This window comes from Alteromonas sp. ABV2_168, assembly GCF_056161165.1.
The window spans coordinates 41331-57761 of the sequence record NZ_JBSWYQ010000009.1 but is presented as its reverse complement, the minus strand read 5'-3'; the positions used below and the strand labels follow the sequence as shown (position 1 = coordinate 57761).

The 16431-nt window shown below is 49.5% G+C and carries 16 protein-coding genes and 1 other RNA gene; 5 read left to right on the top strand and 12 right to left on the bottom strand.

Going from position 1 to position 16431, the window contains the following annotated elements:
- Position 1: 1 nt before the first annotated feature.
- From ACXAH4_RS14020 to ssrS, 8 genes are all read right to left on the bottom strand, one after another.
- Positions 2-1117, bottom strand: a complete 1116-nt coding sequence (locus tag ACXAH4_RS14020) for a hypothetical protein (protein WP_474842864.1) — start codon at positions 1115-1117, stop codon at positions 2-4.
- A gap of 209 nt (positions 1118-1326) precedes the next feature.
- Complete coding sequence (serA, locus tag ACXAH4_RS14015) at positions 1327-2556, bottom strand: phosphoglycerate dehydrogenase (protein WP_119502144.1); 1230 nt, start codon at positions 2554-2556, stop codon at positions 1327-1329.
- 138 nt (positions 2557-2694) lie between these two features.
- Complete coding sequence (rpiA, locus tag ACXAH4_RS14010) at positions 2695-3354, bottom strand: ribose-5-phosphate isomerase RpiA (RefSeq protein WP_474842862.1); 660 nt, start codon at positions 3352-3354, stop codon at positions 2695-2697.
- A 59-nt stretch (positions 3355-3413) separates the two neighbouring features.
- Positions 3414-4034: a 5-formyltetrahydrofolate cyclo-ligase gene (locus ACXAH4_RS14005; RefSeq protein WP_474842860.1), complete on the bottom strand. Its 621-nt coding sequence runs from the start codon at positions 4032-4034 to the stop codon at positions 3414-3416.
- A complete protein-coding gene (locus tag ACXAH4_RS14000; RefSeq protein WP_474842858.1) occupies positions 4018-5628 on the bottom strand; it encodes a GAF domain-containing sensor histidine kinase in 1611 nt (536 codons plus the stop codon). Before ACXAH4_RS14000 ends, ACXAH4_RS14005 begins: the two co-directional genes overlap by 17 nt.
- 77 nt (positions 5629-5705) lie before the next feature.
- On the bottom strand, positions 5706-6647 hold the full coding sequence (locus tag ACXAH4_RS13995; protein ID WP_474882323.1) for a nucleoside hydrolase: 942 nt from the start codon (positions 6645-6647) through the stop codon (positions 5706-5708).
- An 18-nt stretch (positions 6648-6665) separates the two neighbouring features.
- Positions 6666-7562 carry a ribokinase gene (locus ACXAH4_RS13990; RefSeq protein ID WP_474882322.1) on the bottom strand — a complete coding sequence of 299 codons (897 nt, stop codon included), beginning with the start codon at positions 7560-7562 and terminating at the stop codon, positions 6666-6668.
- A 22-nt stretch (positions 7563-7584) separates the two neighbouring features.
- Positions 7585-7767, bottom strand: a non-coding RNA gene (ssrS, locus tag ACXAH4_RS13985) — 6S RNA.
- Positions 7768-8096: 329 nt separating this feature from the next.
- On the opposite strand from ssrS, the gene ACXAH4_RS13980 reads away from it, so the two are divergent.
- The 4 genes from ACXAH4_RS13980 to ACXAH4_RS13965 are packed head-to-tail and all read left to right on the top strand — an operon-like array spanning position 8097 to position 12363.
- Positions 8097-8663 carry a UPF0149 family protein gene (locus ACXAH4_RS13980; protein WP_119502138.1) on the top strand — a complete coding sequence of 189 codons (567 nt, stop codon included), beginning with the start codon at positions 8097-8099 and terminating at the stop codon, positions 8661-8663.
- A 2-nt stretch (positions 8664-8665) separates the two neighbouring features.
- On the top strand, positions 8666-9973 hold the full coding sequence (gene pepP / locus ACXAH4_RS13975; RefSeq protein ID WP_474882320.1) for a Xaa-Pro aminopeptidase: 1308 nt from the start codon (positions 8666-8668) through the stop codon (positions 9971-9973).
- A gap of 3 nt (positions 9974-9976) precedes the next feature.
- A complete protein-coding gene (gene ubiH / locus ACXAH4_RS13970) occupies positions 9977-11173 on the top strand; it encodes a 2-octaprenyl-6-methoxyphenyl hydroxylase (RefSeq protein ID WP_474847741.1) in 1197 nt (398 codons plus the stop codon).
- A 17-nt stretch (positions 11174-11190) separates the two neighbouring features.
- The gene (locus tag ACXAH4_RS13965; RefSeq protein WP_474847743.1) at positions 11191-12363 is read left to right on the top strand and encodes an FAD-dependent monooxygenase; all 1173 of its coding nucleotides are present in this window, start codon (positions 11191-11193) and stop codon (positions 12361-12363) included.
- Here ACXAH4_RS13965 and ACXAH4_RS13960 read toward each other — a convergent pair.
- The 4 genes from ACXAH4_RS13960 to ACXAH4_RS13945 all read right to left on the bottom strand — a co-directional run bounded on the left by ACXAH4_RS13960 (position 12326) and on the right by ACXAH4_RS13945 (position 15197).
- The gene (locus tag ACXAH4_RS13960) at positions 12326-12622 is read right to left on the bottom strand and encodes a hypothetical protein (protein WP_474842844.1); all 297 of its coding nucleotides are present in this window, start codon (positions 12620-12622) and stop codon (positions 12326-12328) included. The genes ACXAH4_RS13965 and ACXAH4_RS13960 overlap by 38 nt on opposite strands.
- A 209-nt stretch (positions 12623-12831) precedes the next feature.
- A complete protein-coding gene (locus ACXAH4_RS13955; protein WP_474847745.1) occupies positions 12832-14025 on the bottom strand; it encodes a porin in 1194 nt (397 codons plus the stop codon).
- Between the two features lie 86 nt (positions 14026-14111).
- Entirely contained in the window at positions 14112-14240 is a 129-nt protein-coding gene (locus ACXAH4_RS13950; protein ID WP_269748645.1) for a hypothetical protein, read from the bottom strand.
- Positions 14241-14348: 108 nt separating this feature from the next.
- Entirely contained in the window at positions 14349-15197 is an 849-nt protein-coding gene (locus ACXAH4_RS13945) for a LysR family transcriptional regulator (protein ID WP_303572928.1), read from the bottom strand.
- A 139-nt stretch (positions 15198-15336) separates the two neighbouring features.
- On the opposite strand from ACXAH4_RS13945, the gene gcvT reads away from it, so the two are divergent.
- A complete protein-coding gene (gene gcvT, locus ACXAH4_RS13940; RefSeq protein WP_474847747.1) occupies positions 15337-16416 on the top strand; it encodes a glycine cleavage system aminomethyltransferase GcvT in 1080 nt (359 codons plus the stop codon).
- The last annotated feature ends 15 nt before the right edge of the window (positions 16417-16431 follow it).

The following is a 16431-nucleotide window of genomic DNA, read 5'->3' as shown; positions in this document are numbered from 1 at the left end:
ATCAGAAATATACTCCCAGGCTGATGTTCAGGCGGTGTGTGGATTGCGGATCATCGTTGAAGTTTAACCCCATGCCGGACCCGCCGGAAAACCAAATGTTTTTGCCCTGAATACTGTCGACATATACGAATAATTTAGACCAGCCGAAGCTGCATCCGTTTACCCACTGGGTACTGTCGCTGCCGGCTTCTGAGTCTCCTTCCACGCGGGAATATTCACTGTAGCAGGTAATATCCTCTAAAGAAGCGACAGTGAAAGGTAAGCTGTAAGCCAGGTTAGCCATATACGACTGACCTTCGCTGGCCATCAGGAATGGCGCTTCAAACGAAGACAGGGCCAGCCGGTCCTGAAGTTGTCCTTCCGGGGCGGCCAGGTCGTAGCGGTAATCCAGATATTGCAGCTCTACTTTCCAGGGTTTCTGGTTATGGCGCAGGTGTACAGCATAAGCGGTCATGTCTCCGCTATCCTGTGTATCAAAATTAAATATGTCACCCTGTTGAAATGAAACGCCGATGTCGGTGGTGGAGCGGGGAAGCAGTCTGGCTTCGTAGTTTACCCGCAAGTTGTACTGGCCATCTTCCTGATTACGGTATTCGCCGTCATCAGCGACGTCAAAGGAATAGCGGCCAAAGCGGGCGGCATTATTGTATTCATCATTCAGAAAATAGCCGGCGTGAACCGTAAACGGACCCCGTTCATAGCGGGCAACAACTCCTGCATCATAATCATCTTCAAAACCAATATAGTAATTGGCGGAGAACCAGAAGCTGTTTGAAGCGAAAGGTAACAGGCCGAAGGGGACTTTAGTGATACCGCCGGTGACATCCAGGTATTCGTCGTAGTGCCAGGTCAGATCTGCATAGCGGACCGTATCGAAATCAGTATTTTCATACCACCGGTAGTCAGCTTTATAGGAAAAATCATCGAATTTTCCATCGACGGTGAGTTTGATTGATTCAAATTCCAGTCCGTCCCGTATTGCCGGTGCCTGCCAGTCACGGTGACCGTAATTGACTCTCACATGACCGCCAAGGTTAAAGTTATCTTCTTCTGCAGTGACGGGACCACACAAGGCGGTTATCCCTAACGTCATGCACAGTGCGTTTCTTCTCATCATGCTTAAAAGCCCTGAGGTTGAATACGTGCGCCATCATGGCTCAACGTAGCAGGTGTTAAATTTTTGTGTCACAGAAAAGATACACGGCAGCACAATGCTGAGATCAAACAGAGCAGGATTTAACTGAGGAAGGCGTGATCAGAAGAGATAAAAAAATCCGGTGTACAGAGACACCGGATTTGATTTTGAACATAATCCTTTTTAAGGGATCAGTGCAGAAGACGGGTTTTAATTGTGCCTTTAATGTTTTGAAGCTGGGCCAGACCTTCATCGGCCTTGTTTGCTTCCACATCAACAACTACGTAACCGATATCAGCAACGGTTTGCAGGTACTGAGCTTCAATGTTGATACCTTTTTCTGCGAATGTCTGGTTAATCTGGTTCAGAACACCCGGACGGTTTTCGTGGATGTGCAGTAAGCGTGAACGGCCGGGGTGATCCGGTAAGGATACTTCAGGGAAGTTCACAGCAGACAGAGTTGAACCGTTGTCAGAGTATTTCGCCAGTTTACCGGCTACTTCAATACCGATATTTTCCTGCGCTTCCTGTGTGCTGCCTCCCACGTGTGGGGTAAGGATCACGTTATCAAACTGACGCAGCGGCGATTCGAATTCTTCAGTATTCGATTTCGGCTCAACCGGGAATACATCGATAGCGGCACCGGCAAGGTGTTCGCTTTCCATGGCTTCAACCAGTGCATCAATATCAACAACGGTACCACGGGACGCATTGATAAGAATGGCGCCTTTTTTCATTTTCGACAGTTCTGCTTTGCCAATCATGTCTTTAGTAGACAGGGTTTCAGGAACATGCAGAGAAACAACGTCAGATGTCGCCAGAAGGGTATCCAGTGATTTCACCTGCACAGAGTTACCCAGTACCAGCTTGTCTTCAATGTCGTAGAACTGAACGCGCATACCCAGGTGCTCAGCAAGAATGCTCAGCTGTGTACCAATGTGGCCGTAACCAATAATACCCAGCGTTTTACCACGGGCTTCGTACGAGCCGACAGCACTCTTTTCCCACTCACCGCGATGGGCTTTGGCATTCTTTGACGGTACGCCGCGAAGAAGAAGAATTAACTGGCCCAGCACCAGTTCTGCTACAGAACGGGTGTTAGAAAATGGTGCATTGAATACAGGAATGCCTTTAAACTGAGTGGCTTTTAAATCTACCTGATTGGTACCGATACAGAAGCAACCTACAGCAACCAGCTTTTCAGCGGCCTGAACCACGGCCTCAGTGATCTGAGTTCGTGAACGGATTCCGATAAAGTGAACATCTTTCACTTTTTCGATGAGATCTTCTTCTGACAGGGAGGTCTTCAGATACTCAACATTGGTGTAACCGTTACTGTTTAAGGTTTCAACGGCACTTTGGTGAACGCCTTCCAGTAGCAATATACGGATCTTGTCCTTGGGTAGGGATACTTTACTCATTGCCTCACATCTCGAATAGTTGGTTGCAAAAAGACATCTGGACGTCTATATGGGCAAAATAACAGATATCGTTGTTGGTTAAAAGCGCTATTTCATTCAGCAAGCCTTATATCCGGCTTGCTGATAGGGTGGTTAAGTTTAGTCGCTGACCGTAATTACGCCCGAACCGGTTGCTACCAGCACAATATCTGCGCCACGGTTAGCAAAAATACCGTTAGTGACTACGCCCGCCAGACTGTTAATAGCATCTTCCATTTCCCGGGGATTGATTATGTTCAGGTTGTGAACATCCAGTATCACGTTGCCATTGTCAGTCACCACGCCTTCACGGTAAACCGGATCGCCTCCCAGTTTTACCAGCTCTCTGGCTACGTAAGAGCGCGCCATGGGAATGACTTCAACAGGAAGCGGAAATTTGCCCAGTACCGGTACCTGTTTGGTGTCGTCTACAATACACACGAAGGTTTTCGCTACCGCTGCGACGATTTTTTCACGCGTCAGGGCTGCGCCGCCGCCTTTGATCATGTGCTTGTGTTCTGTCACTTCGTCAGCGCCGTCAACATACACAGAAAGGCTGTCTACTTCATTCAGCGAAAATACTTCAATGCCGTGGGCTTTAAGTTTTTCTGTTGATGCGTCAGAGCTGGATACTGCACCAACAATCTTGTGTTTAATTTCTGCCAGCGCATCAATAAAAAAATTAACCGTTGAGCCTGTGCCCACACCAACAATGGTGTCCGGCTCTACATATTTTATGGCTGCTTCGGCTACAGCTTTCTTCTTCGCGTTCTGATCCATAGGGGTTCTCCAAAGTTTTGCAGAAGTTTAACTGAAAACTGCAGGAATGGGAGACGAAATTAAGGGCAATTAGTCTTATCCGGCCGTATTACGCCGGAAGGTGTGATGATGAGATCCAGGGGGAAATCCCAGGGTTCAACCGGCAGTGCATCAACCTGCTGGCAATCATGCGCGATACCGGCAAGCTGGGGACGGGAAGCTGCGTTGCGATAAGGAGCCAGCGTACGATCGTAAAATCCGCCACCCATGCCCAGCCGGTTTCCTTTTTCGTCGAAACCGGTGAGCGGCATCAGGATTAAATCATGACGGGAAAAAGGTATGACATCAGGGCAGCGTAACTGAGGCTCAGCAATATTGAAGCGGTTACTCACCAGTACGGTGTTGTCATGATAGTGCAAAAATAGCAGATGCTGACGGTTAAACGGGTGCAGTACCGGCAGGCTGACGGTTTTATTCTGGGCTGCGGCGGTGGTAATGGTGTCCGAAAGGCTGACTTCTCCGTCGTTTGCCAGATATGCCGCAACATGTGTGGCGTGTTGCCATTCCGGCAGTGTCGTCAAGACACGGCTCAGGCGCTCAGGAGCCTGAGCCTGCGTCTCTTCAGACAGGTTGTTGCGGCGTAACCGCAGTACTTTGCGTAACTCCTGACGTGTTAATCCTGCGCTACTGATTTTTTCCATCGGGTAATAAGAAGAAACTTAAGGTGTCGTAAAGTGTATCATTATTCACAGGGAGTGTGAGGGCGGCATCAATGCCGGTTTGCCGCAATTGTTTGTCTTCAGTGAATAAATCTTCTGTTAAAGCCACTATAGCTAAACAGGGGTCCTGTTGTCTGAACTGAGTGATTTCTTCATTGGTCACCGCTTTCGCTGACAGCAATAACAGGTCATATTGCCGCGCCTGTAATTTTCGGGCGGCTTCCTTCACATCACTTTCCGTTTCGGCATCAATCTTCAGGCGGTTGAGTATGACGGTGATTGTTGAAACATCTTCCTGTGCTGACAAAATCAGTATTGCCGGGTTGTCTTTGATAAACGGAGCGACAAATCTCTTGCCCGCAGCATCCTCCTGATTCCCGCCAGTCTTCTCTCCGGCCGTGTCCGCCGGCACTGCAAACGTCACACAGGTACCACGGCCCTGCCAACTGCGCACTTTAATCTGGCCTTTCACATTATCAGCCAGACGGCGCAAGCCGGATATGGCAACCACCTCGCCATGCTCGCCGTCAGGGGTTGCATAGAGTTCCATTAACTGGTCCCGGTTCATACCACGGCCATGGTCCTGCACTGAAATAATAAGCTCGGAAGGACGGTAGTAGATTTGCAGATGTACTGATGTGTCTTTTGATGAATAACGGATTGCATTCCCGGTAATTTTTAGCAGAAGCAAACCCAGTCCTGCTTCGTCAAGTATCAAATGTTCCGGCACCGATGCATCCAACTGACCGGTCAAAATAATACGCCCCCTGCGTGCTTTACCGGCCATCGTATGAAAGATGTGATTGAAGAACGATTTCGTTTCGATGATGGTGCGGCCCTGAGAGTCTGCCTTGATATCAGTTTTACCTGTGGCAAGCACACTTTCTACTGCCCGCATCAGATTCTGACTGCTTTCGTGAATAAGCCCCAGTGAATCCTTAAATACGGCAGATACCGGCGTCGTTTTCGTTTCTTCTTCCAGCAGACGGCTGAAGGTACAAATGGATTGCAGCGGGGTTTGAAAGCGGCGGCTGATATCTGTGAGATATTTAGATTTCAGGGTATTCATTTGCCGTAATACCAGGTTTTGCTTTCGCAATTCCAGATGTGCCATCACACTTTTCCCCAGTGTAGTTAATGCAGATTTTTGCATTTTGCTCAGGCGTTTAGGCTCGCTGTCTATGGCGCAAAGGGTGCCCAGGGCATAACCTTCCGGAGTGATAAGCGGTGTACCGGCATAAAAACGGATATTTGGCGGGCCGGTGACCAGCGGGTTATCGTGAAAACGTTCGTCACGGTGTGTGTCGTTAATCTCCATTAATTCATTATCGAGAATCGCGTGGCCGCAAAAAGAGATATTCCGGTGCGTTTCTGAGGCATCCAGTCCTACTTTGGATTTGAACCACTGACGGTCAGGATCCACCAGACTGATAAGGGCTATAGGGGTGTCACAAATCTCCGAAGCCAGAGATGTGATGTCATCAAATAAGGTTTCACTTTCTGTATCCAGGATGCCGTAACTGAGCAGTTCGGCCAGACGTGCTTCTTCATTTTCCGGTAATGGCGGTTGAATCATGATTCCCCCGGGGCTGTCCTTAAGTCATAAAAAAAGCGCCCGGAGGCGCTTTTAGCAGGGAAGTACTCCTCCGGACTTTATAAAGCGTAGGTGTCGATGAACAATTGTTCCAGTTTTTCGTGATTAACATCGGTTGCGACATCAATCATTTGCGCTTCAGTCCATAGCGGGCTTGGTGTTGATCCTGACGGAGCAACGACCGTTTGTCCTCTGTCCAGTTCACCGGTGCCCACACGGGCGTGGCCACGGGTGATGGTAAACAGTTCAGGGTTAACCAGCCAGGCCAGCGGGTACGCGTCGTGGAAGAAACACACCCGCTCTTCACGGTTTTGCGAATAAAAGTCGATATAAAACTGTGATGCACGCTTAACGAAGCCGCCCAGTTTTTCATTCCCCGTTTCCAGTGTATCCAGGAAAGACGGTGCGAAAGGTGCTTTCAGCGTGACATCAAGACCAAACATGGTAACAGGCCAGTCTGCAGCGAATACAATGGCGGCGGCGTGGGCGTCGTTCCAGATATTGGCTTCAGCCACCGGCGTTACGTTACCGGGTACAAATGCCGCGCCGCCCATAATAGCGACACCTTTTATAAGCTTGGGTAATTCCGGCTCAAGGCGCAATGCCAGCGCCAGGTTGCCTAGCGGGCCAATAGCAACCAGGGTGATTTCACCGGGATGTTTGCGGGCCATATCTACGATGTACTGTGCTGAACTGCGGGGATCGAGCTCCCGCTCAGAGGCTTCCGGAAACGTATTGCCGAAGCCGTCATCACCATGCACGAAATGGGCATAACCCGACTCAGGGCCAACCCAGGGCATGCCCACACCTTGGGTGACAGGAATGTCCTGACCGGCGTATTCACACAGGGTCAGCGCGTTTCTGGCAGACATGGTGACCGGTACATTACCGAAAACGGTAGTCAGGCCCAGCACTTCAATTTCAGGATGTTGAAAAGCAAAAAAGATCGCCATTGCATCATCGATGCCCGGATCGGTATCAAGAATAATTTTGTGTGTCATAGTTGTCCTTTTGAACTATCAGACATGTTTCGCGAGGAAGCGGTCTACTTCCTTCTGCTGCGGTATAGATTGTGCGGCACCTTCACGGGTAACGGCGATGGCAGAGGCGGCACAGCCACGGATAAGTGCTTGTCTGGCGTCTGTGTGATTGCTGTAGGCCGATAAAAAATAACCGATAAAACAGTCACCGGCGGCGGTGGTATCAACAGCATCCACCGTAAATGCGTCTACTTTGATCACATCGCCACTTTTACGCAGCATCATCACGCCGTCTTTACCCAGTGTAAGAATCACTTCGCCATGTTGCCAGTTAGCTTTAAACCAGGTGACGATATCTTCAACATTGTCCTGACCGGTAATCGCTGCAGCTTCGGTTTCATTTACAATGAGCAGATCAACACATTCCAGCGGTAAAGACTTAACTGATTCGCTCATCGGCGCAGGGTTAAAGGCAACTTTCAGTTGCTTCTCTTTTGCCTGCTTCAACATATCAGCAATGCTGCTGGTCTCATTCTGGGTAAGTATCCAGTCAACTGAACTGGTGTCACTGAGGGCTTTTCTGACTGTCGCTTCATTGATTGTCTGATTTGCACCGCCGAACAGCACGATGGCGTTCTCGCCGTCAGGGGTTACCTGAATAATGGCATGGCCGGAGGCCGTTTCGGTACAGGCAACATACTGACAATCAACGCCATGGCGAATTAGTGTTTGTTTGAATGCCGCATCAGACTGATGAATTGCGCCCACGTGCTTAACATCAGCACCGGCCTGTGCCAGTGCAATCGACTGGTTTGCGCCTTTGCCACCAAGCAACTGAGTGTATTTTGTTGATGCCAGTGTTTCACCCGGCTTTACGAAATGATCTACGTGGTAGACGTGATCGATATTTATCGAACCAAAATTAATGACTGCCATTTCTACTTTCCGTCGAAAGAGGGCGCCTTCCGAAATGCCGCTGTTCATCGTTCGCCCGTGAACCGAAATGTTCAGGGCGGAAGAATCTTCATAGCCGTAGGCTTCCCGGTACGCGCCGGGCTTGCACAATAGCTACGCGGTCATCTTCCTTGGTTTAAAGCATCGGCCAGGGACATGAATGAACTGGCAAACATTCCAGAAGACAGTGTAATTAAAAAACAGCGCAACAGAGTATATCAAACGACACGGTTCGTGAAGCAGATCACCCTTAAAGTTTTGAGAACTTTTCAAAAAAGGCTGTTTTATTGGCTCTAAGCCTGCTGTAGCAACGTATTACATGCCTGACCATTTGGTTAAGCTTGTTGCTTTATTGAGCAGGTTTTATCGATAACAGTGTTGATCCTAAAGCATTATGAGGAACGTGAAAAGGGGAGAAAGACTGACTGCTCAAACACTGTTCATGAAATTGGTTTAAACTGGGTTTTAAGCAGTCTTTTTGGTAGCATGACCGCAATTAACTGATGGAAAGAATACGTGGATAAACAACTCGATTACGACCGTGTCACTAATGTGTTGTCACAATACGATGTCATCGCAGACGGTGCTGAGATTCAGGGCACATTGTGCGGTATGTTGTGTGGCGGTATGGCGGTATCAGAACGGAAGTGGATGGATGTACTGAAAGACACCATGAATGAGGGCGCAGCGTTTGCCCCGGAACTGACCGTGGTGCTTACCGATGTATTCAATGAATTATGTCAGCAACTGATTGAAGCGGAATTTTCCCTCAATCTGATGTTGCCGGATGATAAAGCACCGATTAATGACCGTGGTCTGGGTCTGATTAACTGGGTGCAGGGCTTTATGCTTGGCTTCGGGTTGTATCAGCAAAACCTGATGCAATGTTCTGAAGACGTCAAAGAAGCGTTGCAGGATTTCGCCGATATCTCCCGCATGGAAGAACCTATGACCGAAGATGAAGAATCTGAGCGGGCGCTGTTTGAAGTGGTGGAGTACGTCAAAATTTCTGCACTGCTTTGCTTCAACGAACTGGGCGAGTCGCTGCTCGACGATCAAAAAGATAAACCTTCCGTACACTGATCATGATAAGCAAACAGGAATTTATTGCGCGCCAGCACCGCTTGCTGGCCTTGTGTGAACCGGAAAGCGTGGTAGTGATCCCTGCTGCTTCGCTGATAACACGCAGCCGCGATACAGAATATCCTTTCCGCCAGAACAGTGACTTCTGGTATCTAACCGGTTTTGACGAGCCGGATACCGTGTTGTTGCTGTCGAACCACAGCCAGTTTTCCGACCCTTACCGTGCAATGGCGTTTCGTCCGAAGGACAAAACAGCCGAAATCTGGCAGGGCAGGCGTTTAGGCGCTGATGCCGGTTTGTCAGAGTTTGCTCTGGATGAAGCGTTTGAGCTGAGCGAACTGGAGGATGTGCTTTCAGAATGGCTTGGCGGACACGATAATGTGTATTTTCCGTTTCAAAGTCCGCTGCGGGAAACCCTGTTTGCAGTACATAATAAGCTGGCGGCAGCGCCGAAAGAAAATATTTCTCCGGCGGCACTCTGTGATGTGTCACCGCTTATTCATGAAATGCGGTTATTTAAATCTTCCTGTGAAATCGCGCTGATGCAGGCTGCCGGAAAAATCTCCGCGCAGGGACATATCCGCGCCATGAAATTTGCTCATCCCGGCTGTTACGAATATCAGCTTGAAGCAGAGCTGCATCACGAATTTGCTATGTCCGGTGCCAGACATCCTGCCTACGGCACCATTGTGGGCAGCGGTGATAACGCCTGTATTTTGCATTACACCGAAAACAACGCACAGGTTTGTGACGGTGATTTGATCCTGATCGATGCCGGCGCAGAATATGCGGGTTATGCTGGTGACATCACCCGGACGTTTCCGGCAAATGGAAAATTCAGTGCGCCACAGCGCAGTATCTATCAGTTAGTACTTGATGCTCAGCTTGCCGTACTCGACAGGATCGGGCCCGGTATGACACTGAACGAAGCCGGTTTAATTGCTGCTGAAGTGCTTACCGCCGGTCTGGTCGAACTGGGCCTGCTGAAAGGCACTGTGGCAGAAAACCTTGAAGGATTGCATTACCGGCAGTTCTTTATGCACGGCATAGGGCATTATTTAGGGTTAGACGTACATGATGTGGGTGACTACCGTCAGGAAGGTGAAGATCGCCCGCTGCAACCGGGTATGGTGATCACTATCGAACCCGGACTTTATATTGCGCCGGACGCAGATGTGCCGGAAGCATATCGCGGTATTGGTGTGCGTATTGAAGATAATCTGGTGATCACGGCCACCGGTGCTGACGTAATAACTGCAGATGTACCGAAAGAAATCAGTGAAATCGAAGCGTTAATGAGGAAGTCATAACCGGTGTCTGAATTTGATGTCGTGATTATCGGAGGCGGAGCAACAGGTAACGTTATTGCCCGCGGATTGCTGAAACACACCGGCTTTTCTGTTGCGCTGGTCGAACCCAACGCTTATACCTCAGACGGTTCTCATCCCGGGTTTGATGCCAGAGTGATTGCACTGGCAAAACGCACCGTGGATGAGCTGGCCGCGCTGGATATCGACGCAGGGTCTGCCGGCGCTGTGCCCATCAAGCATATTCAGGTTTCAGACAAAGGAGCCGCCGGGCTGTGTCAGCTCAATGCCGATGACTTCCACGTCAGCCATTTCGGGCAAGTAATAGCATTGAAGCACCTTGGTGAAGCCCTGCAAATTCCTCCTGAGACCCCGGGATTCAGTTTGTTTTGTCCGTTGCATGTGAGTTCAGTAAGCCGCACTCAGGATGCCACGGAATTTACCCTCAGCAACGGTGAAACTCTGCGTGCCAGGCTGGTTGTTCTGGCAGATGGTGGCCGTTCGCCACTGCATGAAGAGCTCGGGTTTGAGCGTACTGCAGAGGATTACCAGCAAACCGCCATTGTGGTGAATGTCATCACGCAAAGGCCTCACGAACATCGTGCTTACGAGCGTTTTACCGCGGAAGGGCCGGTGGCTTTTTTACCTTATGATCCGGGCTTTGCCACCGGACACCGAAATGCCTGCGGCTTTTCCGTTGTCTGGACAGTGTCGCCTGAACGTGCGGAAACTCTGATGCAGTCCGGTGATAAAACTTTTATTCAGGCGCTGCAAAAAGATTTCGGCTGGCGGCAGGGCGCAATTCTGCATGCCGGTGAGCGCACTGCGTACCCTCTTACACTGCAGCGTACGGTGAATACCACCACGCACCGCGCAGTCGTGTGTGGTAATGCCTCGCAAACACTTCACCCCATTGCCGGACAGGGTTTTAACCTTGGCTTACGAGACGCCAGTGCGCTGGTGGCTCAACTGGCTGATGCTGATGATCCCGGTGCTTTTCATGTGTTGCGCCAATATGCGCTGAACCGTGAGCAGGACAAAAAGGCAACCATCACGCTGACCGATGGCCTGGTCAGATTGTTTTCCACTGATAACCGGGGGTTGCTGGCAGCCAGAAATGCCGGCCTGATGGCGATGGATAACTGTCCGTCGCTGAAATCATTTTTTGTCAGACAAACCACCGGATTTGCCCCGGGCGCATAATATTCAGGAGAAAGAGCATGGATACAGTGGATATTGCAATTGCGGGTGGCGGCATGGTGGGATTAAGCCTTGCAGCAGCCTTGCATGACAGCGGGATATCTGTGGCCGTGATCAGCGACCAGCCATTTTCCCGTGAGATGCCGGCAGAACCTGCGTTACGGGTCAGTGCAATTAACGGGGCTAATTATTCAACATTGTCAGACCTTGGCGTATGGCAGCGCATGCCGCAAGAGCGGGTAAGTGCCTATCACACGATGTCCGTCTGGGATAAAGACAGCTTCGGAAAAATTCACTTTTCCAAGGAAGATTTACCCGCGTCGCAGCTGGGTCATATTATTGAGAACCAGTTGCTGACCAATGCGCTGGCTGACACGGTAGCGCAGCAGTCTTACGTAAAATTAATTGAAACCCGTATTCAGAAGGTACTTAGCGGTCAACGGGAAACCATGCTGATGCTGGAGAACGATCAGGTTCTGGCCTGCCGGTTACTGGTCGGTGCCGACGGTGCGAATTCCTTTGTGCGCCGGCAAGCCCAATTTCCTCTTACCTTCAAGGATTACGGTCATACGGCAATCGTCGCTACAGTGAGAACCTCCGTACCTCACGAACAGTGCGCGAGACAAGTATTTACCCCGGACGGACCGTTAGCGCTGCTACCTTTATCTGAGCCGGATCTGGTGTCTATAGTATGGTCTCAGACCAACGAAGTGGCATCGTCTTTAACCGGGTTGAGTGATGAAGCCTTTAATCATGCCCTCAGTGCAACCAGTGACGGTGTTCTGGGTGTGTTAACGGTAGAAAGTGAAAGACACAGCTTCCCGCTTACCATGCGTTATGCCAGACAGTGGGCAAAGAATGGCATGGTTATTATCGGTGATGCGGCACATACCATTCACCCGCTGGCGGGGCAGGGAGCGAACTTAGGGATGCGTGACGCTTTTGCGCTGGCAGAAACCCTTAAAACCTGTATTCAGGATGATAAAGATTTTGCATCCCTTGAAAATTTACGGGCGTTCGAGCGGGCGAGAAAGGCTGACGCAATGGCGGTGGTCGCTGCAATGGACGGGTTTAAAACGTTGTTCGCCGGAAACCATCCCCTGAAGAAATTTGTGCGCGGGGCCGGGCTGGTAATGACTGACGCCATTCCCGCTATCAAGCGTCAGTGGCTGGCTCAGGCGATGGGGTGGTAGCGCGCAGCAGTGCATTCAACGATTCCCGAGTGAAGCGGGATTCACCATTCCGGAAGTTCTGCGTCTCTATTTCTACTTCCCCTTCAGCCAGCAGTTTCATCGTCAGCACATCTTCATTATAAAGCTCTGCAACAATCTTCAGATCGTTAGCATTTTCGATACTTCTGACTCTGTAGTGACAGCGTTGACAATAGCTTGACAACGCTGTCAGCAAAAGAGAGTTTACTTGACGTAAAGTGACCTCAATTTCGTTTTTCATGGTATTTCCCGATTAACTGTGTAAAGGGGCAGGAAGACAAGTTGCCACATGAAAGCTTTTACACATACCGGATGGCGACTATCCGGCAACTATTTTTGGAATCATAGTTTTTATTAGTATACTCTTCAGTGTAGTCAGGTAATTTAGACAAAAGTAGTAATTTTTATTGGTGAGTATTAAAAAGATGTAATGCTAATCCACGGCAGCGGCTAAAAACTGACATCCCATTGTAAGCGCCAGGTTATCCGGTCTCCCACCTCTTCACTCTGTTGTTCCATGCTGATATGACTGACTTCCGCGGTCACTTTATTGTTATGACCGTTGATAAACCAGTTAAATGCCAGTGTGCGTTCGTAAAACCTGTCGCCGTCATCACCGGTTTTCGGATCGTACGTGGCATATCTTGCTGCCACTTCAAGCGGGGCAGGCCACCAGGCGAACTGTTCATTTAAGAAGTATCCGGCCTGCACGTAATAACCACGCAGGGTTGTTTGCCGGTTCCCGTTAATTCTGTCGGTAACCTTTTTTTCGTGATATTCGCCCTGAGCATTAAATCCCTGATAGAAAAATGCGCCGTCCACGAGATATTGTTTTACGTCGTATTGGTCAGGGGTTTCACCAATATCGATATTATCCAGTGCGCCCGGACCCGACGAGGAAAAGCGGGTGTAAATACTGCGGTATTTTGCGCCGGCTACAGCAACAGCGGCTGCAGGTTCTGATGTGCGTTTGATATCACTGTTTTTAAATCCGGTCTCCTTACCCAGAAAGTTCCACTGGAAGCGTCCGGCATACATGGGGTTGCCATCGTGATTGTGGTATTCACCGCGACCGGAACCAGTTAACAGAGCAGTCCAGTAATTAAAGTTTGCCGCGCCGCCTTCATCAATATGACCATAAACCGACATCCCCTGCTGGCGATCCAGAGTAAAAACACGGTTGATGATTGAGCGGTCCATCATTTGCTGTCCGCCGCTGCTCACACTACGCTCACGTGAGTATTCTACTTTCCACTGACCAAACTTCACCTTTAGCCCGTCATATTTTTCCAGCGCGATGGTAGCGTTTAATGTGCGGGAATCTGCTGCATCATACTCCCAGTAGTACTTTATCCACTCACGAACAGCGTGGCCCCCAACCTTTAGCCGGGCACGGTTAATATCGAATTGATTACCACTTTCAGCAATGAAATCGCCGATATCGTTAGGTTGCCCGGCGCCCGGGCTGGCAAAGCGAAACTGTGCTCTGCCACGGATTTGCACCGAATACTGATTATCCGCTGTAGAATAAGTCAGGCCTTTACCCTCGTAGTCTGAGAATAAAGACGTGGCATTGCTGTTAAATGCAGAAAGAACGCTGAATGTAATGAAAAGAAAGCGAAGAGAAGAACAAGTAAAAGACACATTTCACCTTGCAGCCGGTAAGAATGGCAGCGGAGTGTATAGTCTTTAGTCGTATATTCAAAGGTGATTGTCACAAAACTGACATATTAAACGACCCATGACATACCAATAGCCGCACCCGCTCCCATGCCCAGAGTAAAAAGCAGTACACCGGCGAGCAGATTTTCTGCCGGAAACCTTGTAGTTGATACTGGCGGCGTATGTTCGTGGTTCACAGTGGCATCCTTATCTATGGTTGATTAATAACGTTAAGTTTTAACCACTTCATACTAAGCATGCTGCCAGTCCGGAACCACTGAACTCAGGAACTGATCTCAAACAAATTAACGCTGTAACCGGCTCTTTATAAACTCAGCCAGCGTGCGGCTGACCACCGGATGCTGGGTATCCTGATTGAACAGGCAAATATTGACTTTACCCAGGCGGGGCAGGCGGCTGTCTTTTAAGATAGTTAAATTCTCCGGCATACTGGAGCGTGCGAGGGCGGTGATCCCCAAACCCTGCTGAATAGCGGCAACCAGACCGCCCAAATCAGCATTGGTATAGGTAATTTTCCATACCCGTGTTTGCTGCTTTAATTCATCAATTACCCGGCTGCGGTACATACAACCGTCGGGGGCGAGCACTAAGGAAATATGGTCACTCACCAGCGGTCTCGCCGCATCACCCACCCACACCATATCGTCTTCCAGCACCAGTTCACCGCCGGCTTCCGTATCAGGATTCACCAGAGCCAGAATTAAATCGAACTGGCTGCGCCTTGAAGCATGGAGTAAGTCGCGGCTTAACGATGAGGTGACTTCCAGAGAAACGTCAGGGTAGCGCTTGGAAAACTCACCAATCAAACCCGGTAACAGTGTTGATGCGAATTCATTAGGAATGCCAAGACGCAGGCGGCCACTTAACGGAGCGGGAGTTAACGAGCGGAAAATGGCATCGTTCATCTCAAGCAGTTCTTTTGCTTTAGGATAAAGCCAGTTGCCATCGTTACTGGGCAGGTGCCGCTGACCGACTTTGGTAAACAATTTCCGGTCTAACTGTTCTTCCAGTTTTTTGATTTGTAAGCTGATAGCAGGCTGGGAACGGCCCAGCCATTCACCTGCTTTAGCATATCCACCTTGCTCTATAACACTCACGAAAGTACGTAAGTTATCTAACGACAACTGCTTCATAATGATTTGAAATGCTGATGATATAAGTTTCTTATATTATATTTGCAAATGTAAGGATAAGAAATTCCAATTTGATTGGTCTTTTGCCGTAACCCTATACTTTGTGCTGTTTTTATCACATCGAAACGGACAAAGTCGCATGACGAATACCACCGCATTACACGCTAAGCACCTTGAAGCTGGCGCAAAAATGGTCGATTTCTTCGGCTGGGATATGCCAATTAATTACGGTTCACAAATCGAAGAGCATCACGCGGTGCGTAAAGACGCCGGTATGTTCGATGTGTCTCACATGACCATTGTTGATGTCACAGGCGCGCAGGCAAAAGATTATCTGCGCTACCTGCTGGCTAACGACGTGGCCAAGTTACAGGTTAAAGGTAAGGCGCTTTACAGCGGCATGCTGAATGAAGAAGGCGGTGTGGTTGATGATCTTATCGTGTATTTCTTCGATGAAACTAACTATCGCCTGGTGGTGAACTCTGCCACCCGCGAAAAAGACATGAACTGGCTGAAAGACAAAGCCAGCGGTTTTGATGTCACCATCACTGAAAAGCCGGACTTCGCGATGATTGCCGTTCAGGGCCCGAACGCGAAAGAAAAAGCCGCTACGCTGTTCAGCGCTGCTCAGAAAGAGGCGGTGGCCGGCATGAAGCCGTTCTTCGGCGTTCAGGCGGAAGATTTATTCATTGCTACCACGGGCTACACCGGTGAAGCAGGCTACGAAATTATGGTTCCTGCCACGCAGGCAGGCCAGTTCTGGCAGGACTTACTGGATGCAGGCGTTAAACCGTGTGGTCTAGGTGCACGTGACACGCTGCGTTTAGAAGCAGGTATGAACCTGTACGGTCAGGATATGGATGAAACCGTTTCTCCGCTGGCTGCCAACATGGGTTGGACCATCACATGGGAACCGGCAGACCGTGATTTCGTCGGCCGCAAAGCATTAGAAGCACAAAAAGAAGCCGGTACTGACAAACTTGTCGGTCTGGTAATGACCGAGAAAGGCGTGTTACGTCACGGTTTAAAAGTGCGTTCAGAATCAGGAGAGGGTGTGATCACTTCAGGCACCTTCTCACCAACATTAGGGCATTCCGTTGCACTGGCCCGGGTACCTGCCAATACAGGTGAAACTGTAGAGGTGGAAATGCGTAAAAAGTGGGTTACAGTAAATGTGGTTAAGCCCAGCTTTGTACGCAATGGTAAAAGTGTATTGTAATCCCAACATCAAGGA

Coding starts and splice junctions, on each gene's coding strand:
- ACXAH4_RS13990 (WP_474882322.1), bottom strand. CDS start 7,562: ATGGCAGTCATTAATTTTGGTTCGATAAATATCGATCACGTCTACCAC.
- ACXAH4_RS13960 (WP_474842844.1), bottom strand. CDS start 12,622: ATGAAAAACGAAATTGAGGTCACTTTACGTCAAGTAAACTCTCTTTTG.
- ACXAH4_RS14000 (WP_474842858.1), bottom strand. CDS start 5,628: ATGATTCAACCGCCATTACCGGAAAATGAAGAAGCACGTCTGGCCGAA.
- serA (WP_119502144.1), bottom strand. CDS start 2,556: ATGAGTAAAGTATCCCTACCCAAGGACAAGATCCGTATATTGCTACTG.
- ACXAH4_RS13945 (WP_303572928.1), bottom strand. CDS start 15,197: ATGAAGCAGTTGTCGTTAGATAACTTACGTACTTTCGTGAGTGTTATA.
- pepP (WP_474882320.1), top strand. CDS start 8,666: ATGATAAGCAAACAGGAATTTATTGCGCGCCAGCACCGCTTGCTGGCC.
- ACXAH4_RS13965 (WP_474847743.1), top strand. CDS start 11,191: ATGGATACAGTGGATATTGCAATTGCGGGTGGCGGCATGGTGGGATTA.
- ACXAH4_RS13995 (WP_474882323.1), bottom strand. CDS start 6,647: ATGACACACAAAATTATTCTTGATACCGATCCGGGCATCGATGATGCA.
- ACXAH4_RS14020 (WP_474842864.1), bottom strand. CDS start 1,117: ATGATGAGAAGAAACGCACTGTGCATGACGTTAGGGATAACCGCCTTG.
- rpiA (WP_474842862.1), bottom strand. CDS start 3,354: ATGGATCAGAACGCGAAGAAGAAAGCTGTAGCCGAAGCAGCCATAAAA.
- gcvT (WP_474847747.1), top strand. CDS start 15,337: ATGACGAATACCACCGCATTACACGCTAAGCACCTTGAAGCTGGCGCA.
- ACXAH4_RS14005 (WP_474842860.1), bottom strand. CDS start 4,034: ATGGAAAAAATCAGTAGCGCAGGATTAACACGTCAGGAGTTACGCAAA.